The organism is Spirosoma litoris (assembly GCF_054776755.1).
The window spans coordinates 492970-513240 of record NZ_BAAHBI010000035.1; the positions used below are offsets into that span (position 1 = coordinate 492970).

Consider the following 20271-nt stretch of genomic DNA (forward strand, 5'->3'; position numbering starts at 1 on the left):
AACGATGATCCTCGGCAGGTGCTCTTCACAAATTTGGAGAGGCTATCATTTGCCGCTCATTACCAGTTAGCCCGGCGTAGTTTTTCTGGTTTTACTAGTCGAATCGCACCCATTGGCGGAAATATTTCAATCAAACCATCCTGCTTAAACTCACTCAGCGTGCGTATGAGCGATTCGGTAGCCGTTCCCGTCAGGGCGGCCAGATCATCGCGCGAAAGCTGGATTATGGTGTCGGGCTGTTGCTCGTTCAAACGAAGCAGCGTATCGGCGACTCGACGTCGGAGCGAATTATAGGCCATACTGAGGAGTTGATGTTCACGTTCGCCTACCCGGCCTGCCAACAATTTAATAAATTGCTGACTGACCTCCGGATTGACCGACACGAGTTGGAGAAAATCCTCTTTGGGAATGTATACCAACTCCGAATCCTCCAGGGTAATGGCAGAGTCTGTATAATCTCCTTTTTCGAAGAGCGCAAAATAGCCAAAGAACTCCCCTGTGTTATAAATACCCGTAATGAGTTCTTTCCCATCAGTTGTATTACGGACCGTCTTGACCTTGCCGGACTTAAGAAAATACAGCCGGGTCGGCTCATCTCCCTCTGAATACACATATTGTTTTTTGCGTACGGAATGAGTTTTACGGTCTGCCGACAAACTGTTTAAACCGCCAATGGCCTGTGCGTCGTCAAGAAACTGATTTAACCCGTTTTGTTGCAGATCGTAAGAAGGGCGCAACGTGGAGAATCGATTTAATCGGCTTTCAATGGCGCTGAGTAATTCCGATTCTTCAAACGGTTTTGTCAGATAATCGTCGGCACCGAGTTCCATTCCTTTGCGGAAATCGACCCGTTCCGTTTTGGCAGTTAAGAATATAAAAGGTACTCCTGCCAACTGTGGGTTTTTAGTGAAGATCTGCAATACCCCATAGCCATCTAAAACCGGCATCATAATGTCACAAATGACCAGATCAGGTTTTGTTTCCAGTGCCTTTTTAACGCCCTCCTTTCCGTTTTCGGCCGTAAGTATTTTATAACTGGCTAGCTCCAGAATTTCGGCGGTTGTTTCGCGAATCGCTTCATTGTCTTCAATCAAGAGGATGGTTTTCATAGGGAAAGGTGATCGTTACAGTTGTGCCTTTATTGAGTTCACTTTGCAGGGTAATCGTTCCTCGCATGAGTTCAACGTATTTAGCCACTATGTGAAGCCCCAAGCCCGTACCCGCTATGTTAGCTGCGTTTTTGGCCCGGAAAAATTGCTCAAACAGATGCTGTTGATCATCCATGGAAATCCCAATGCCCTGATCTTTTATAATCAGCATGATCCGTTGCTCATCAGTAGTAGCCAAAATCCGGATAATCGATCCTTCGCCCGAGTATTTTATCGCGTTTGAGAGAAGATTGACGATTATCTTACGAAGTAATGATGGGTCGAGCCAAATGAGATACGAGCAGTGAATATCCGTTGCAATCATCTGTCCGGCTTTCAGAAGACTTTGCATATCGCTAATGACTTCATCCACAAGCGGAGAAAGATCGACTAAGGTTGGTTTTGCGATAACTTTCCCTTCTTCAAGCTTACCAACAGATAAAAATTCTTCTAAAATTTCATTCAGATGCTTGACCGACATACGAATCCGACGCAAATGATTCTGTCGTTTCGGCTGCTGATCCGTGTCTGGATATTTTTCAATCAGAGTAGTTGAGTTCAGAATGGCTGTCAATGGAGTCCGAAACTCGTGAGATGCCATTGACACAAATCGGGATTTTAATTCACCCAATTCACGCTCGGCTTTGAGCGACTGTGCTAACTCCTCTTTTGATGTTTCTAGTTGCCTCAGTGTATTCATTAAGGCATGTGTACGATTAATTACTTTTTGTTCGAGTTCGGCATTCAGTCGTTCCAACTGATCTTTTTGGTCTAATACCTGTTTCTCTACCCCTTTTTTGAGGGTAATGTCGATAATGTAAGCCACTGCGTACATTGTATTATCCAGCCGAAAATAACTTAAGCTTACTTCAACCGGAAACAGCGACCCATCCTTATGTTGCGCATACAGATCTCGGTTATGGCCCATTGGCCGGGCCTGTGGATGATCAATGAAGGACTGGCGGAGCTTCTGGTGGTATTGACTGATACTTTGAGGAACCAGCTGATCAATAGGCAGATCTATTAACTGATTTACGCCATACCCGAATAACTGTTCTGCCATCTGATTAGCAGACACGATTTTTCCCTGCTGATCGCATACAATAATGCCAATTGTTGCGTTCGTAAAAACGGCTTCATAGCGCCGAACGCTATGATCTAACTCTTGTTCGGCACGGTGTAAACGATCCAGGTTGGTAATTCGAATAAGGGCCAGCTGACCATCGGCAAATAACTCCAGCATGAGCCGCCCCCAGAATGTTTCGCCAGTATACCTCACTATTTCGGTCTCCTCTTCATAATACCCTTGCTGCATGAGTTGGGTAATAGCTTGGGTCCGCTGTTCGGGTGTAAGCTGTTGTTTCCGGAAGGAGAATTGGGGTTGATCGATCAATAATTGTTCCGACGGATAGCCAAGCATCTTTACGCCAATCTGATTAATCCGAACGTAGCGATCCTTCTGAAAATCATACACTCCCAAAAAGTCGACGCCCTGTTCAAATAGAACACTTAGCAAGCCGCTGGCATACGGTTCCCTGTGCATAGAATTGGTACTGAAATGCGCTAAAATGATCGATTTTTCAGGAGGGTTCTAAAAATAATGTTGATTGGAAAATTGGCAAAATCTACGGAAAACTGTTGACAGTCAAAAGTTTACCTAGGTTTTAGTGCAAAAAACGCTAGGCAGGGTTTAATCGAACAGGATTAAGATTAGCCAAACCTATGACTGGAATCATACTCAATGCTACAAAGTATGCCCACCTTCATTTTCAAATCTAATGTCCACTTTTTCGGAATAAATAAATCCAAATGGTAATGAAGTCCAATTACTCAAAAGAGAGTAAACAAGAGGTCCTGCTTCCTGTATTACTCTGTTTTATGCCAGCGGATGCTCACCAGCGCCTTATGGTAAATGACTTGATGGAGCAGCTACAACCAAAAATTACCGACCGAATTCAGGTGCTTAAGATTGAAGAAATCGTGCATCCAGGTGTAGCGCAAAGTTTTTCCGTCAATCAACTGCCCTGTTTTGTATTGGTTTGGCAGGGTATTGAGCTTTGGCGGCAGATAGGGTTTCCAACGGATAACTTACTGGAACTACTGGAGGAATGCTTAACTAAAACGAATTAATTGCCTTACGCTTCCGCCATTTGTAGCCTTCAACCCAAATTACGCTGGCGAAACCAGTCAGCATACACTGGCCTAATTGAATTACATTTAGTGCCGAGAACTGCATAAACGAACGAATTGCTGGAATAAACAAAATGGCAGTCAAGAGGAATAGGGTTAAGCCAAGGATATTCCATAGGAACGGATTTGGCTTTTTTAGCGTGCTCAAGAGGGATTCTTGATTTGATCGACTTACCAGGGTTAACCAGAGATTACTCATCATTAAACTTGCAAACGTCTTGGTTCGAACAACGTCAATCGATAGCCCCTGCCGCATGCCCTGATAATAAACCCCAAGTGTGAATAGAGCAATTACTAATCCCTGAATCAGACTCAAGCTTAATTCCTTACCAGTAAAAAAAGTGCTGTTGATGGGACGTGGTGGCTGATGCATCAATCCTTTCTCTGCGGGTTCTTGTTCAAAGCCAATGGAGCAGGTTGGCCCCATAATCAGCTCCAGTAAAATAACATGAATAGGGCTAAACAGATTGGTAAACGGCCAGTTGGCCAGCAATGGAACCGTGACGGTTAGAATGATTGGGATGTGAATGGATAGAATATAGGCAATTGCTTTTTTAAGATTCTGGTAAATTCTACGTCCGAGCGAAATAGCATTAACCATGCTAGCCAGATTATCATTGGTCAGGATAAGTGAAGCCGCTTGTCGGGCTAGCTCCGTGCCGCGCTGACCCATAGCCACACCGATATGAGCGGCTTTTAAGGCTGGCCCATCGTTGACGCCGTCGCCCGTCATGGCAACGACTTGCCCGGTAGCCTTAAGAGCCTGAATCACTCGGAGTTTGGCGTCGGGCGACATGCGGGCAAATACACTGGTCAGACCAACTTGTTCCTGGAGCATGGCGTCGGATAAGGCCATTACCTCCGCCCCGGTCAATACGTGTTTATCAACGAGTAAGCCAACTTGTCTGGCAATAGAGATAGCCGTTTCCGGGAAGTCGCCCGTAATTAGTTTAACGGCAATGCCTGCTTGCTTAAACTGACTGATAACTCGTTTGGCATTGGATTTAGGTGGATTTTCAAAGGCTATCAAGCCTTTAAACTGCCAGTTGAAATCATCCTGATTTTTGGGAAAAGAAGAGCCAGTCCATTCACTGCCAGCGACACCAACAACCCGGTATCCCTGAGCAGATAATTGACGGGCTTGCTGAAGGATAATTTCGGCTTCCTGGTCATCCAGTGAACAGCTAGTAACGATTCGTTCGACTGCGCCTTTGCCTGCAATTTGTCTTAGACCCGATTGCGATTCATAAACATGGGTCATCATGGGGGGCGATCCTGCTAAAGGATATTCATGAACAATCGGGCGCTTCATTGGCTCGCCAGGTAGTTTGTATTTTTGATAAGCCACCAGAATTGCTTTTTCCATTGAGTCAAATGGCTCTGGTTCACTTGCCCATCGGGCATAGGATACTACATCAAGTGCTGACGACGATAAACCAGAGGAGATAGATACAATGCGATGCTCGGAGCCTACATAGAGTTGGGTCAGAATCATACCTTCCTGGGTAATCGTTCCGGTTTTGTCAACGCAGATCACCGAGGCAGACCCTAAACTTTCTACGGTTTGGGGTTGCTTGGTCAAAACACCCAAATGAGCCAGACGGAAAGCCCCCAGTGCCATAAAGCTGCTGAATGCCACCGGAATCTCTTCTGGCAGGATAGTCATTGCCATAGTTAGGCCAACCAGTAAAGAGCTCATCCAGTCGCCAGACCGGGCAAAATTGATAGTCCAGACCAGTAAAAATGCACCTAGTCCAACAAACGCCATCCGATTTACAAACTGATGAATTTGTTGTTGAAGTGGTGTTTGTTCGGGCGTAATTGTCTGAAGGGCATGACCTAACTTGCCAATTTCGGTGCTGCCCCCAACGGCATTAACCAACAGAAAAGCCCTGCCTGATGTTAAGGTTGTTCCTTTAAAAAATTGATCTCCTATGTCGGCCTTAAACACTGGAACCGATTCACCTGTCAGCGTGCTTTCGTCAACCGAGCAGTCATTTGCCTGTAGTAAACGGCTATCAGCAGGAACGGTTTGCCCTTCTGTCAATAGGATAACATCACCTACTACTAACTGCTCAGTTGGTAACGCTTCGAGCTTACCATCACGCATTACTTGCACTGTAGGGGCTGTTAGTTGTTGAAGTGCTTCTAGGGCGCGATCACTTCGTATGGATTCGAGAAGCGAAAGTCCCGATACTAATACCATTGCCAGCCCCAGCGCAATACCCTCGTACCACTCGCCTAAAAAAAAGTACAGACTACAGGCCAGTGCCAATAAAATGAACATGGGTTCAGTACCAATACGGATGAGCAATTGCCAGTCGTACTCCTTATCAGCCAAGGCATTAGAGCCAAAACGTTCGCGGGCTTGATCAACTTCGGGAGCTGTCAGTCCAATCAGGTTTGCAGGTAGGGGGGGGAGTTCAGAGGAGATCATGGGTAGTGTAGTAGCTTTGGTATAACAAAACTGCATTTCCTGACCTGCCAATGGACTGATTTTCATCAGCGTATTCAGTGATTCTCGTCGGAGATCGTCCTTGATACGTTAACGAGGTACTGACAATAGTCATGTAATTATATGCTGATTGTCAGGTAATAAGGATGCGTAGACCCGCAAATTTGTAATGGGCGTACGTCCAGACTTTTGTCTTTAACTAACACCTTACGAATGAACCAGGTCGTCGATTTTTCTATCCCTGAGCCGACTTATCAGCGGCTTGCCAATGTGCACCGTTACTGGCTGGCCACCAACTATCTGGGGGCTGCCCAGCTTTATCTTCGTGATAATTTTTTACTGGAACGCCCGCTTAAATCAACAGATATTAAACCACGGCTGCTTGGACACTGGGGCACCCAACCTGGGCTGAATCTGCTATATGCCCACTTAAATCGACTTATTCAGGATACCGATGCCAACCTATTACTCGTAACCGGCCCCGGACATGGCGCCCCGGCCATTCTGGCAAATTTGTATCTGGAAGGAACCCTGGGCGAATACGATCCTACCTATAAGGTCGGGCTTAACGGCATGAGCCAGTTGATCCGTCAGTTTTCATGGCCTTACGGCCTCCCAAGCCATCTGGTTCCGGGAACGCCCGGTCAGATTCAGGAGGGAGGGGAGCTTGGCTACTGTCTTTCGCATGCATTTGGAGCCGCTCTCGATAATCCGGGCCTAATCGTTGCCTGCGTGGTGGGCGATGGAGAAGCCGAAACAGGTCCGCTGGCTGCTTCCTGGCATTCGAATAAATACCTGAATCCAGCTACATCGGGAGCGGTTCTGCCCATTCTACACGCCAATGGGTATAAATTGTCGGGCCCCACGATTTACGGACGAATGAGCGACGAGGAGCTGACCAATCTGTTTACAGGCTATGGCTATCAAGTTCGCATCATTGGCGGTAGCGATCCGATGCAGGTGCATGCAGCGACGTGGCAGGCGATGAACTGGGCCTATGGTGAAATTCGGACGATTCAGCAAAACGCCAGGGCGGGTTTGTTGATGGGCGTGCCAGCCTGGCCAATGCTGATTCTGCAAACTCCCAAAGGGTGGACTTGCCCGCTGACCGTTGATGAGCAGCCGATTGAGAATACATCCCATGCACACCAATTGCCCGTAGCCGATCCCGCCGGAAAACCGACTCAACTCGCTACCCTGGAATCCTGGCTGCGGAGTTATCGCCCCCAGGATTTATTTGACGGCCTGGGGCAACCGTTTCCAGGTGTCATAAGCAACTGCCCAACGGGTTCCCGGCGAATTGGGATGAATGTCCACGCAAATGGCGGGCAGTTACTGGTTCCCCTCGAACTACCCAACTATGTCAACTATGCTGTGAAGGTCCCATCACCAGGTACTGTATCTGTTGAAGGAACGCACCAGTTGGCCATTTACCTACGGGATGTATTTTGCCTGAATGAAGCAGCTCAAAACTTTCGGATCGTCTGCCCCGACGAGACGACATCGAACCGCATGACTCCGTTGTTTCAAGCGACGCAACGAGCCTGGATGGGGCCAATGGTCGAAACGGACGAGTTCCTCTCTCCCGATGGTCGGGTGATGGAAATTCTGAGTGAACACACCTGCGAGGGCTGGCTGGAGGGGTATTTGCTTACGGGGCGTCATGGGTTGTTTGGCTGTTATGAAGCGTTTATCCCACTCGTCGATTCAATGCTTAACCAATATGCCAAGTGGTTAAAGGTAAGTAAAGAAACCCCCTGGCGTAAACCGCTGGCTTCGTTGAACTACCTGCTCACCTCCCACGTCTGGCGGCAAGACCACAATGGCTATACCCACCAAGTCCCCAGCTTTATTAATTCTGTCGTGGCCAAGAAAAGCTCCGTTGCGCGGGTATATCTGCCGCCCGATGCCAACTGTCTGCTCGCTGTAACTGACCATTGCCTTCGTAGTCGCGATTACATTAATTTAATTGTCGCTTCCAAAGCGTGTCAGGCCCAATGGTTATCCATTGACGCTGCCCGTGATCACTGTAGTCGAGGATTATCCGTTTGGGATTGGGCGGGCAATGCCGGTGATCAGGAACCGGATGTGGTACTGGCTTGCGCCGGTGATGTTCCGACGAATGAGACTATTGCCGCTGCCGCAATTTTGAAAGAACGCTTACCTGACCTTCGGGTACGGGTACTAAACATCGTTGATTTGCTGACGATCATGTCGCCAGAAGATCACCCGCATGGTTTTCCTGAAGCCGCCTTTAATCAACTCTTTACAACTGATCGGCCTGTGATTTTTGCGTTTCACGGCTATCCGATGCTTATTCACGAACTGATCCACCATCGAACAAATCCCAATCGGTTTCACGTGCGAGGCTATATGGAAGAAGGTCGCACGACTACACCTTTTGATATGCTTGTACTCAACAACATGAGTCGTTACCAATTGGTGATGGCCGCGCTTCAGCATACTAGTAACCTGCCTGGTACGCAAGCCCTGGTGCAATGGTGTCAGGATAAACTTACTCAACATGCGGCCTATATTCGCCGGGAGGGACTGGATATGCCAGAGGTGAGAAGTTGATTCGGTTGAGGTGTGTTAAGCTAAGGGCATCAACTTTAGAGGTAACTCACGACAGATGGTGCCCTTATTGCTTGCGTATACAGTTAACCAACCAAGAATGAATGGTTGACTTATGAAACACCGTCCACCACCAACCCAGCCGAGTGCTAGGAGGTGCCGGTCCGTTTTACTTGCCAGCAAGCTATCCCAAAACTTGGAATCTTACCGCTCGCAAACCTAAAGGCCGGTGCGTACTTTATTTCCTAAAGAAAGACTTTGCCTGGGATAGAACTGTCTCCATCTCAAGAATAGGGCGTTTTAAGAAAGAGCTATGAATACATTTGATGGTTCAAATTACTCACTCATACCTCAAGGACCTAACTGGGTTTGTACGCGCAGCTTTGATCGTATGAACGCTCACGGTAAGCATGGCAATAATAAATACGGCAAAGCTAGGAATGGCGAAGATCCACCATGTTAAGGGGATTCTATTAGCAAAATTGGAAAGCCATCCTGTCATGATCCACCACGCCAACGGAACTGACGGAACAGTAGCCAAAACCAGTAGTAGGATGTAATCTCTGCTTATCATGACAAGAATAGTGGGGACGGATGCTCCAAGGATTTTTCGAACCCCAATTTCCTTCGTGCGTTGAATCACGGTAAGTGAGGACAAGCCAAATAGGCCCAGGCAGGCAATAAAAATAGCGAGCGATGAAAATAGACCGAAAACTTTCCCAAACTGTTCATCGGCCTTATACTGCTGATTGTAATGATCATCGAGGAAGAAATACATAAAGGGATTTTCGGGAAATATCGCCTTCCATTCCTTTTCAAAGCTACTTAGTGATGCCTTGACAGAGGATGGATTTAACTTAATGGAATAAAAACCAAAAGCGCCAGGGTGGTATCTGAAAATCAGCGGATCAAACGCTTTTTTCAGTGACTCATGATGGTAATTTTTCAATACACCAACAATACGTAACGTATCGCTCTGAAAAATTATCCTGTCACCAATTGCGTCTTCAGCTTTCTTAAAGTCCATCAGATTAACCGCAGTTTCGTTAAGTATGACATTGTGCCGGTCATTGGTCAAGTCGCTTAAGAAGCCTCTTCCTGCTACTAGCGTCAACCCATAAGCGCTTATGAAATCATGGTTGATATGAATGACACTGTATTGATTTGATTCTGCATCCTGCTGGCTAAGCCTTCGTACGCCCCCTATATTCGTACCAATCTTTTGACCGGGTACCTCTGAAGATGCACTCACAGAGGCTACTTCCGGATATTGTTCAATTCGTTGTTTAAAGACTTGAAATTTTCCTTCGATTGTTCCGTCAATCAGATCCGGAGAATGTAGCACTAAGGTTTGATCCAGGTTCACGCCTAACTCCTGGTCTTGCATAAAACGAAGTTGTCTGTAAACAGTAAACGTTCCTATAATTAACGTGATAGACGCTATAAACTGCACAACCACCATGCCTTTTCGAAAGCGTACCCCAGTACTCGTGTTTTTAAATTTGCCTTTGAGAACTTCTACTGGTTTGTAAGCCGATAACACAAAAGCGGGGTAGATGCCAGAAAGCATAGTGCCACTCCCAATTAATAGCCCAACCCCTATCCAGAATGAGTTTTGTTCAAACAACACATAGCCCAACTCTCGATTTGTTAACTCACTGAAAAATGGTGTAAGCAATACCACAACGATTATTGAGATAACAAATGCCGTTGTATTCAGTAGTAAGGATTCAAAAAGAAATTGTTGTATGAGCTGAGACCGAAATCCTCCTAAAACTTTACGAACCCCCACCTCCCTGGCTCGCTCAATTGATTTTGCCGTGGATAGGTTACTATAGTTGATCCATGCAATCACCAGAATTAAGATGGCTACAATGGATAAGAAATAGGTTGATTGTCGGTTGCCATTGGGCTTAAATTCTCCCGTGAAATTTGAATCGAGATGAATACTGGTAAGAGGTTGCAGGTGGAATTCCATACTCGCACTGGTTTTCTTTAGTTGCTGTCCCACTTGTTTCTCAACGAAACCAGGAAGTTTGGCTTCGAGCATGTTTGCATCTGCTTTTTGATTGAGTAAAATGTAGGTCAGAAACCCATCCCATTCCCATGTCATCAGCGGGTCATTCAACGATTTCTGCAGGGTGGCAAACGATAGTAACGCATCAATTTTCATATGCGTGTTATCTGGGAGGTCTTCAAAAACTCCTGTTACCTGGCAATCTACACCATGAGCACTACAGTGGATTATTTTTCCGATAGGATCTTCTTTGCCAAAATACTTTTTAGCTAATGACTGCGATAGGACGATCTTAGCTGGATCTTTTAAAGCCGAAGATCCTTCGCCTGCCATAAGTTTAACGGAAAAAACCTGAAAGAAATCGTCAGAGGCATAATACAAAGCATTCTCTCTAAAGTATACGTTCGCTGTAGACAGTATGGCGTCCGTACGGAGTAACCGTACATAACGTTCTACTTCAGGAAAGTTGGTTTTCAAATCGGGGCCGATACCAACGCAACCAGCAGCCCATCGCGTGGATAGTCCTCCTCTATTGTAACGGTCCTGCTGTACTCTAAAAATCCTGTCTTTCTTTACATGGAAATCATCATAGCTGAATTCGTAGACGACATACTGCATAATTAGCATACAAGCCGTCAAACCGATAGCCAATCCCAACAGGTTGATTAACGTAAATGCTTTATTACGTGAACTATACCGCAGGATGGAAGTGAAGTGATATAGTATCATTAGGCTAAACTATTTTTCGATTCACTTACCTTTTGTTTTAATAATCCTTTCTTAGCTCGTTTTTTTCGGAGAGTAAAAAAATATCAAGAATAAATGTAATTATTTAACCATTTTATTTTCTCTATCAAAGAACTTCAACAAATCTACTGGTTTTGTGCTGGGACCTATTTGAGGACCTGTAAAAGAATGTTAACGAAATGTAAATGTTACTTTTACGGACTGCCGTGGATTTTTGCTCGTAAACAGGTGGGCATGTTGCCTATACTGTGGTCTTATAAAAACCTCCCAGCTGAGACAAACAGTCAGTCATGAATCTGCTCCATAATTCGGACCTATTTCAAAATGACTCGTCTATAAAAATTAATCGGCTCCTACCCTGACTACCTGTTTAGCTAAGCGCAAGCCGTGTTCGTAGATCTGGTCTTGAGCCCCCAGATAGCCTGCCAGCGTTAGTGGAACCAACTGGTTAATCTTAACGCCTAGTTTTTGATTGGGCGTGTTGTCAGGGTAATACTCGCCAAAGCCGGAAAAGAAACTGAAATAGCCACCCGGAAATTTCAGGGTAATAGCCATACCATTAGCGCCTGCCGTTGGTGTCCCCACGGTAATCGACTGACTGACCCCTTGTAGACTAATGACGTTACCTTCACCTTGGCTTTGTACGCCCTCATCAACCAGCAGGATATAACGCTTATGTTTTAGCAAGGCATTGCGCGATGGTTGGATAATTTCGTACTCCGTGCTGGTTAGCTGCTGGCTGGGATTGGGACTGAATAGAAACGGGAATCGATTCAGGGCCACTGTATCCGGCTGATGAGCAATGTACGAAGCGAGATGACCACCAAACTGGCTATCGCGGGGATAGCCCCGGCAATCCAGTAAAATGACTGGACAATCTTTCAGGTAGTTGGCAATACTGTCCAGTTGGGAGGAGTAAAGCCGATTGATGCGTAGGTAGCCAATATTGCTCGGCAACCGACTGATGAATGGGGGGAGTTTAGGGCTAGGCGCGGTTTTGCCCCATAGGCTGTAATAGTGGTCTCTAGCAATTCGGGTGAGCCACACGGTTCGATAGTGACCCTTTCGTTTGAGGGTCACTTGGGCTTGACTGCCTGCGCGACCGACCGTCAACCAGCTCATGTAAAATTCCCGATCGAAACCGGCCTGATTCGAAGCCGGTAGATAGTCCCGCCATTGAGCCGCTAGCTGAGCGGGAGTTTGTTGATCGATACGCACCAGCTCATCGCCCGGCTGAATCTGCGCCAACGTACTCGTCTGGGAAGTGTCGGCCAACATATTGATGATATACGTTTTCTGACCAAACACTTTAACGCCAATGGGCAGATTACCGTCCAGAATGCCTTTTGGCGATCGTCCCCCACGTTTACTGATCAGGATACTGTGTCCATCCCGCAGTGATCCCGTCAGGTTCATCAACGCCATGAAGTAGAGCGAGTCGGTGGAAGCGGCTAAAAACTGAGGAATAAATCGGGGTAGAGCCTTCTCCCAGGAAAGAGCGAGCAAGTCTTTATTGGGGGAAAAGTAGTGGATGGTGTTCCAGCCATTGAACAAGCCCAGCAGCCGTAAAACGGCACTCGGGGTTTTGTCTGCCAGATAATCAGACTGGGGATGGCGAATATAGACGGTGTTTTGCACCGACTTCGGCGGCAACGGCGGCACTGGCTGATGCAGGAGTTGAGCCGCTTGCCGAATCAGGGGGGCCTGCCAGGCCGTATCGGCTTGTTCACTCAGCTGCTGGTCGACATCACTGCCCAACGTTCCATCTTCATAGATCACTTCGCTCGTTCGAATCTTGACTGATACCTGATCGACCAAGGTCATTCGGTAGAATTCACCATACATATAGTCCGGCATGTCTCCTTCCAGGATTACCCGACAACCCTGTCGGTGATGCAGCGCCATGATGGCTTTCAGCGAATTGACGTTCACAAAGCGATTAATCAGAAAGCAGATTTTTGCCTTGATTCGTTTTTTGAGCGGGCTGGGGGGCAGGTAGACACCCTCCGACATATTGCGCAGGCCAAAATAAACTTGATAATGCTGATCCATTCGCCCATCTTTTTCGGTGGGCAGTAGATTCAGCTCATCGGGAAAGTCTTGCCGCAACAGACCGTGGTAATAAACACTACGGGCAGTCGGTAGCACCAGTGGCTGTTCAATGAGTTGACTGATGAGTGGTTGCACGAACTGCGTGTACTGGGCTAGCCCCAACGCATTGTTGATCTGTTGGTTACGCAAGTCAACGACGACCATCGACTGACGATCGAGTTGTTCAATTAACGAATCAGTTCGGATTGGCTTTTGACAAGCCTGTTGGGACAGCGCCAGGTACCCCTCACCCGTAGGTAACTGTTTATGAACGAGGTGTGGGCGCTCTTTAAACCAAGTCGTATGGGTTGATCGGCTGTTTGGCGTTACGATGCCAGAGTGGGGATCGCCTAATCGAGCAAATACGTGACCCAACGCCCGTTGGAAGTTCATCGGCGTCGGACTGACCAGTAGGGGTTCTAGATAATCAATAACCAGACTATCCATATCCAGTGTGCCCTTGCCAGCCCGGGGATGAAAATAGCGCATCACGCCCCAAACCCGGCCAAAATCAGCAAGCCGGTTAATGGCCGCCGAATCATAGCGACTTGTCGTATCGACACCCTGAGTAGCGGGCTGGGCTGTTAAGTCGTGATCAGCGAGCAGACAGCTCATCCAACCAAACAGCATGAACAGACGTAGTGAAGGGGATGAAAAATAAATCATATCGATTGACCCGTAACGACTTGGTGAGCCTGGTCAGGTGGCTTGCCAAGGGTTAATGAAGTGGCAAAGCTAACCCTATGTGCTGGCGTAGTCTTGTACAAATCATGCATGATCCAATCAAAGGCTCAGTCCGTATCCTTTACCGGTGATTGGTCTAGGGAAGCGCTGATTGAGGAATCCAGATCAGTTGCTCCTGTTCAATTTGAGCGTTACGCTGGAGCTGGCCCGGGGTAAATCCGGTTAGGCGTTTGATGTGTTTGGTCCAGTGTGCTTGATCACAGTACAGCCCTTGATAGGCCACCTGACTAAACGGCTCCCTGGGTGTTGTGGTTAGTGTGGTTAGGGATTGACGAAACCGCACGGTTTGCGCGTAAGCCTTTGGACTTTGGCCGATATGGTCCATGAAGAGTCGGTAGATTGTCGATGTATTCAAGCCGTAGGTTGACGCCAGTTGACGAACAAAAGGTATGGCTTCTTCCGTTTGAGCCGCTTGAAGCGACGCTTGGATAAGTGGATGAATGGGGGTTGGTAAAAGTCGTTTCAGCAAAAAAGATTCTAACCTATCCGCTCGTTGGGAAAGATCATCTGTGCTGAAAATGCGTTCCAGAAGCTGCTGGCTATGCTCAGGGAACAGGTGCTCTATGACGGACGAAGTTTGCCACAACTGAGCGATTGATTCGTGGGTAAATGCCCGTAACGCCCCTGGGTGAAACAAGATACAGACTTGGTCAAGGCTACCCTGTAAGGAAACATGAAAAGGTCGCTGATGAAAGCCATAGAGCCGACTAGTGGGTTGAGTAGCTGGGCTGAGCTGACAAATATTAGCAGCGTCATTAGTGGAATAACTGACCGTATTCTGTTTATAAATAGCCAAACAAAGGTTGGTATTGGGGAAGGTTGTATAGGAGAAGGGTGTATGATTCTCTTTCTGAAAAAACAAAAAGGACTGTACAAATGCCCGTAGTTGAGCGTGACGAACGGGGATAAGGGTGGTCTTCAAGCGAGCAAAGGTTAGCGTACCTCCACTAAAGACGACTAGGCACGGAAAGTATTACAGTGGCTTATCGGAACGACCCTGTTGCTTATAGTCTAATGAGTTGCAAATCTCCTGAAACGTTCATTTTGAGCTGCCTTACTTTTTCGACAACGATTGGTCTGATCAATAATTATGTGCCACTCATATGCCGTAGAAAGGCAGTCGTCAAACTTATTTTGAAAAATCTTTGGAGTCCCTAGCTTTGCGGAAAACGTTAACTGCGTCCTGTTAGGCACATTCACTACGTTTTTAAACGTGTTTCTAAATAGTTCAAATGAAAAATTTCATATCGCTACTTACGCTATTGATTTGTATTCATTTCTCACATGCACAGGATTTCAGTGCCTATAAAAAAGCGCTTTTTATCCAAGGTAAAGACACGTTGCGTTACAGAATATTATATCCTGAAAGTTATGACCCCAGGAAGCCATACCCTTTGGTAGTTTTCCTGCATGGTGCGGGCGCGAGAGGAAATGATAATGAACGTCAATTCATTGATGGCGGTAGTTTGTTTTTACATGATTCGGTCCGGAAAAAATTCCCTGCTTTGGTCGTTTTGCCACAATGTCCTGCAGACAGTATGTGGTTTAAAATTCCTCCGGGGCCGCCCTACGACACAACAGCAGCATTTAACCATAAGATGAACACCCTGGCACTTTCAACACCAGAACGGATGGTGAAACTTTTAATGGACAGTTTAGCTGAACATAAAATTGCAGACAGAAAAAGAATTTATTTGGGCGGCACTTCACTTGGCGCCTTTGGTACTTACGATTTGATCATCCATTATCCCGGTTATTTTGCGGCTGCTTTCCCTATATGCGGGCAGGCTAATGTAGAGCTGTACCCTAAAAGAGCAGCCCATGTTCCGGTGTGGATTTTTCACGGTGCGATTGATGACGTTATTAATTCATGGCCAGATAGGAGCCTGATAAAAGTGTTACAACAAAGCGGTGCAAAACATGCGAAATACACGGAATACCCGGGCTTAAAACATGATATTACGGGCAAAGTATTTGCTGAACCAGATTTGCTCCCGTGGTTATTTTCATTTAAAAAATAAAGTTCGGTAATAGGCTCACACCTGAGCCGACTATTAGTTGCTTTAAACTATTCTTGCAAAACCCTCCTACCTGAGACTAGATGGGCTTACACAGTGCCCCAATTTTCGGGCGTTTAATGCGAAACAGCCTACCTTTCGTACTTCCTAGAATAGTACGAAAATAAATCCTTGACAAAATGCCCAAAGAGTGTGTTTGAAGGAGGTTTGAAAGCCTAAACGCGTACCGATTTTCGTACTTTATGAAGTAAAGTACGAAAAGGATGCCCGTGAGGGGTTGGGCCTTTAATCTCAAATGATGCTCTAACAAGAGACCATTAAAAGGATTTGTGCTATTTAGCACCGAGTGTTAGGCTAACTCGAAAATTGGCTACTCCTATACCGCTTGTCGAAGCTGGGCTAATGACTTTTCGAAGCGACCATGACGCATTTGACCCAGGGCTGTGTTTAGTAGGGCCTTGCCGTAAAGCAGTTGACCTTCGTACTCCCCAAGTGAAACTCTACCGCTAGCCATTAAAGAAGCAAAGGTTGGCATATCATAGCCGACCATGTCCTGATCATGCACGAAATCGGCTGGTTTCTGTTGCCCAGCAAGCTGAAACATAAGCATCGAATAAATAAGCCTGCAAAGCTGCCGCATCAGGTAAAATCGTCCCAGCTGATCTTCAGTCGGTTCGGCCTCGAAGTAGGCCCGAAGGTAGGCATGTTCATGTTCTTGCGTGTGTACGAAAAAATTCGCTGCATTTGCCAGGTCAATAAAACGGTCATTTAATGAGGCCGTATCCCAATCAATAATCCATATAGTTCTTCCATCGCAAAGGATATTATTCGGATTCAGATCATTATGGCTACAAACTCGGTCTCCGACACGAAGCGTATAGTTTTCTTTGAGTCGTTGGTACCCGCTAAAACATTCATCAAATACTGACCCCGAAAGCATGCCGCTCTTTTTAAACTGGCTGATCAGAGCATCAACCGTCTTGAATAAAGGCTGGCCTTGGATGGTGGATGGTAGGCCGTGAATAGTTCTGATGGTCGTCGCTAGCTTAATAACCAACTCATCAGGACTAAAAGCGCTCCGAATAGGTTGACTGTCGATGAAATCGCTGATGGATACCCCTTGGTGCTGATCGTTAAAGTACACCTTGGGTGCCACCCCTGCGGTGGCTGCTAAATCCACCACGCCTAGTGCATCACCTTCTTGTGGCGTAGTTAATTTGAGTGTGTAAGCCCTGTCTCCGATTCGCACTTTGTAGATTGACGAGCCCGACAGGCCACCGGCCATCAAGGATACATCGCTGACTTGAGTCGTCCCAAAGCTCTGATACAATGCATCATCGATACACTCAATTCTATCAAAGGGCAAGATGGAAAAATCTTTTACTGACATTACAAAAAATCTTTAACAGAAAAGGGCCATGTCAGTCGCGAAAAATGCGCTGGAAGCGCCAAAGATACTCGAAGTTAGAGGATACAGAAAAGCTGCCAATTTTTTTAAGCCATTGTAGTTGAAGCGGACGCTCCTACCTGAGACAAGGAGAGATTACTGTGTCTTTAAATAGGGCGTTTAAAGAAACGAGTTTATGAGGGTTATTCTACGTTTTTAAGCTGAGGTAACTTGAAGAGGAAGCTAGCCCCTTCCTCTTGATGGTTTCCAACTCTCATTTCCCCGCCATGCCCCTTGGTGATGATGTCATAACTTAGGCTAAGGCCCAGGCCAGTGCCCTCACCAGTGGGTTTGGTGGTAAAGAAGGGCTGGAAGATTTTGTCTCGAATGGTGGACGCTATGCCTGTGCCGTTGTCTTTCACACAGATCGATACGTAGCCCGGTTCCCGACGGGTACTCACCCATACGGTTGGTTGATAGTCGGAATCAGCTTGTTTCGCCCGTTGCTGGACGGCGTAGAAAGCATTGTTATACAGGTTCAAGAGTACACGCCCGATGTCCTGAGGAACACCTGAAACGATAGGTAGGTCGCTATCAAAATCGGTACTAAGCTGGCAGGTAAAACGTTTATTCTTGGCCTGCTGGCCCTGGTAAGCAAGTCGCAGGTATTCATCGGCCAGTTGATTGAGGTTAGTAAGCTGCTTCTCACCTGATCCCCTGCGGGAGTGTTCGAGCATGCCCTGGACGATAGCGCTGGCCCGTTGTCCATGATGGTTTATCTTTTCCAGATTCTGCCGCAGGTCACCAGCAATGGCTTTCACCTCGTCAATGCGTCCAGCATCTGCTTCCTCTTCCAGCTCCTCGACTAACTCGGCGGAGACTTCGGAGAAATTATTGACGAAATTCAAGGGGTTCTGGATCTCGTGGGCAATACCCGCCGTCAATTCACCCAGGCTGGCGAGTTTCTCTTTCTGAATGAGTTGGGCTTGAGAGGCTTTCAGTTCGGCAGTGCGTTGCTCGACTCTTTCTTCCAGTACCCGGTTCTGGGTTTCGATGAGTTGCTGGTTCTCCTGGGTCAAGCGGAGTTGCTCCTGAATGGCCTCTTCTTGGTGCTTTTTGAGCAGGTTGATTTTATAAGTAAGCCCCAGCGTAAACAGCAGAATTTCACTGAAGGAACCGAAATAATTGCCGTTATATGTCCAGAATGTTAGGGGATAGAGCCCATACAAAGTACTTATATAGACGTATTGGCCTATATTGTAGACTATATTTCCAATTAAAAAATAAAGGGCGGGTTTAACTCCACGGCGATACATGATTGCACCAGCCAGTATGCTGTAAAGTGCATCAATCAAAATCGTTAAGAACATCAGACTTTGAAACGCCTGATTGATCAGCAGTAGAAAAATGCCAACTATATAGAAGGCCATTACGAACCAGCTTATCCGGTATAGGCCTCGGGCTTGCTGACGTATCGGCAAAAAAGACAGGGTAAACAGCACATGTACCAGTACAATACAGAAAAGAAAATGAGCTTTATAAATAGCAAAAATAGTATGCAGCGTGGGCGATAAGCTGGCGAGTTGATTATTGGTTCCAACAATAACCAAGGCAATTAGCAGTAGCCATACCGCATAGATCAGATTAACCCAGTCGCCCAGTCGGGCAAATAGCATCAGGCTGTAGATGAAAATGATCAGGATGAAGCCTATAAACAAGCCTGCAATCATCGTTTCACGATAAAGCATTTCCTGTGAGGCCCATGTGGATTGTGCTGTAATATGTAGGATTGGTAAGGCTAAATGAGTTACTTGCAGATAAATCGTGTGGCTTTGCCCGTTAGGAATCTGTAGAGGGAAAATAAGGTTTTTGTGCTGAAAGTTTTCGTTGGTCCTTATCGTTGAGCTGCTTCCATGGAACACTTCCTGATGTAGTAATTGCTGATTGGCTACCTCATAAACAACCACCTGCCTTTCATTAAGCATCAGCAATTGCAGCGTCATGGTCTCGTTGGTTTGGTTCGCCAATTTTACCCGGAACCAGACATCGTTCTTTCCGCCTACATTGACATTATCCTGATTAACCTTAATAGGCTTTTGCTTTACCGACACAAACGGATAATGCACGGGGTGTTGCAACAACGAATCGATGGTAATTTGCCCCGGCTCGGTTTCAAGGGCCTCAAAGTGCTCAAAAAGAGAGTAGGTCTTCTCAGGGTTGTTTAGGACGATGGATTGGGGATAAGCAGTTGCAAATGCTCCAAAGAGGCAGAGGGAAATAAATAAGGGTTTCATGTACGGTAGGTTGGTAAAGGCAAATATAGGTATTTGTACTTACCCAAAGCAGACGCCAATCTATTTAAAAATATACTGTTTCTAATTAATGATGAGCTAGTTATGGTTCTTAATAAACGCTTAAGCAAGAAACTTGTATAGTTCCTTTTGGCCATCAATTCATCGTATAATCGGTAGGCGTTTGCTGGTAGAAATCCTTGAAAACTTTTGTAATAGAGGAACGTGATTCAAAACATAACCCTTAACTTCTGTAAAGTTGGATTGAAAAATCACACAACAGAGCTATCGTTTATTCTAGAATAAACGATAGCTCTGTTGTGTGATTTCTTGTTCTTCGTTTGTCAGCACAAACAGTATTTTAGTGAAAGAGTCGGCAGACTTATCACCCAGATTTCGCCTGAAAGGACTTGCTTATGGACATACGAATTCCCTTTGTCTCAGGAAGGAGCTTTTAGAGAGACGCTTCAATTATTTCCCTATACAGGTGTATGTCGTCAACCGAAAGTGGACAGAAGCGGGACGGTCCTATGGTATCATGGAGGAAAAAAGCCACTAGCCATTCGCTGGGTATTGGCTCGGTTTGAGGGAAAAGTAACTGGTTTAGTG

At 46.3% G+C, this 20271-nt stretch carries 11 protein-coding genes; 3 read left to right on the forward strand and 8 right to left on the reverse strand.

Annotation, left to right across the window (positions count from 1 at the left end; all coding sequences use genetic code 11):
• Positions 1-59: 59 nt before the first annotated feature.
• Positions 60-1109, reverse strand: coding sequence for a response regulator (locus ACYVGR_RS21385; protein WP_460960445.1), 1050 nt, complete (start codon positions 1107-1109; stop codon positions 60-62).
• On the reverse strand, positions 1087-2691 hold the full coding sequence (locus ACYVGR_RS21390; RefSeq protein WP_460960447.1) for a sensor histidine kinase: 1605 nt from the start codon (positions 2689-2691) through the stop codon (positions 1087-1089). The genes ACYVGR_RS21385 and ACYVGR_RS21390 overlap by 23 nt, the downstream gene beginning before the upstream one ends.
• 272 nt (positions 2692-2963) lie before the next feature.
• Between ACYVGR_RS21390 and ACYVGR_RS21395 the strand changes: the two genes are divergently transcribed.
• Positions 2964-3278, forward strand: coding sequence for a thioredoxin domain-containing protein (locus ACYVGR_RS21395; protein WP_460960449.1), 315 nt, complete (start codon positions 2964-2966; stop codon positions 3276-3278).
• Here ACYVGR_RS21395 and ACYVGR_RS21400 read toward each other — a convergent pair.
• Positions 3265-5841 (reverse strand): cation-translocating P-type ATPase, encoded by a 2577-nt coding sequence (locus tag ACYVGR_RS21400; protein ID WP_460960451.1) that lies wholly within the window; start codon positions 5839-5841, stop codon positions 3265-3267. The genes ACYVGR_RS21395 and ACYVGR_RS21400 overlap by 14 nt on opposite strands.
• Before the next feature lie 165 nt (positions 5842-6006).
• Between ACYVGR_RS21400 and ACYVGR_RS21405 the strand changes: the two genes are divergently transcribed.
• Positions 6007-8370 (forward strand): phosphoketolase family protein, encoded by a 2364-nt coding sequence (locus ACYVGR_RS21405; RefSeq protein WP_460960453.1) that lies wholly within the window; start codon positions 6007-6009, stop codon positions 8368-8370.
• Between the two features lie 337 nt (positions 8371-8707).
• Here ACYVGR_RS21405 and ACYVGR_RS21410 read toward each other — a convergent pair whose 3' ends face one another.
• From ACYVGR_RS21410 to ACYVGR_RS21420, 3 genes are all read right to left on the reverse strand, one after another.
• Entirely contained in the window at positions 8708-11113 is a 2406-nt protein-coding gene (locus ACYVGR_RS21410) for an ABC transporter permease (RefSeq protein ID WP_460960455.1), read from the reverse strand.
• A 360-nt stretch (positions 11114-11473) separates the two neighbouring features.
• Positions 11474-13888 carry a S41 family peptidase gene (locus tag ACYVGR_RS21415; RefSeq protein ID WP_460960457.1) on the reverse strand — a complete coding sequence of 805 codons (2415 nt, stop codon included), beginning with the start codon at positions 13886-13888 and terminating at the stop codon, positions 11474-11476.
• 154 nt (positions 13889-14042) lie between these two features.
• Complete coding sequence (locus ACYVGR_RS21420) at positions 14043-14888, reverse strand: helix-turn-helix domain-containing protein (RefSeq protein WP_460960459.1); 846 nt, start codon at positions 14886-14888, stop codon at positions 14043-14045.
• 310 nt (positions 14889-15198) lie between these two features.
• On the opposite strand from ACYVGR_RS21420, the gene ACYVGR_RS21425 reads away from it, so the two are divergent.
• Positions 15199-15987: a carboxylesterase family protein gene (locus ACYVGR_RS21425; protein WP_460960461.1), complete on the forward strand. Its 789-nt coding sequence runs from the start codon at positions 15199-15201 to the stop codon at positions 15985-15987.
• A gap of 373 nt (positions 15988-16360) precedes the next feature.
• On the opposite strand, the gene ACYVGR_RS21430 is transcribed toward ACYVGR_RS21425, so the two are convergent.
• Both ACYVGR_RS21430 and ACYVGR_RS21435 read right to left on the reverse strand, forming a co-directional pair.
• Positions 16361-17350, reverse strand: a complete 990-nt coding sequence (locus ACYVGR_RS21430) for a phosphotransferase (RefSeq protein WP_460960463.1) — start codon at positions 17348-17350, stop codon at positions 16361-16363.
• A gap of 224 nt (positions 17351-17574) precedes the next feature.
• Positions 17575-19665 (reverse strand): sensor histidine kinase, encoded by a 2091-nt coding sequence (locus ACYVGR_RS21435; RefSeq protein ID WP_460960465.1) that lies wholly within the window; start codon positions 19663-19665, stop codon positions 17575-17577.
• Positions 19666-20271 lie beyond the last annotated feature (606 nt).

Bases quoted from the DNA above. Each gene is read 5' to 3' on its own strand.
- ACYVGR_RS21385 (WP_460960445.1), bottom strand. From the start codon at position 1,109: ATGAAAACCATCCTCTTGATTGAAGACAATGAAGCGATTCGCGAAACA.
- ACYVGR_RS21390 (WP_460960447.1), bottom strand. From the start codon at position 2,691: ATGCACAGGGAACCGTATGCCAGCGGCTTGCTAAGTGTTCTATTTGAA.
- ACYVGR_RS21395 (WP_460960449.1), top strand. From the start codon at position 2,964: ATGAAGTCCAATTACTCAAAAGAGAGTAAACAAGAGGTCCTGCTTCCT.
- ACYVGR_RS21400 (WP_460960451.1), bottom strand. From the start codon at position 5,841: ATGAAAATCAGTCCATTGGCAGGTCAGGAAATGCAGTTTTGTTATACC.
- ACYVGR_RS21405 (WP_460960453.1), top strand. From the start codon at position 6,007: ATGAACCAGGTCGTCGATTTTTCTATCCCTGAGCCGACTTATCAGCGG.
- ACYVGR_RS21410 (WP_460960455.1), bottom strand. From the start codon at position 11,113: ATGATACTATATCACTTCACTTCCATCCTGCGGTATAGTTCACGTAAT.
- ACYVGR_RS21415 (WP_460960457.1), bottom strand. From the start codon at position 13,888: ATGATTTATTTTTCATCCCCTTCACTACGTCTGTTCATGCTGTTTGGT.
- ACYVGR_RS21425 (WP_460960461.1), top strand. From the start codon at position 15,199: ATGAAAAATTTCATATCGCTACTTACGCTATTGATTTGTATTCATTTC.
- ACYVGR_RS21435 (WP_460960465.1), bottom strand. From the start codon at position 19,665: ATGAAACCCTTATTTATTTCCCTCTGCCTCTTTGGAGCATTTGCAACT.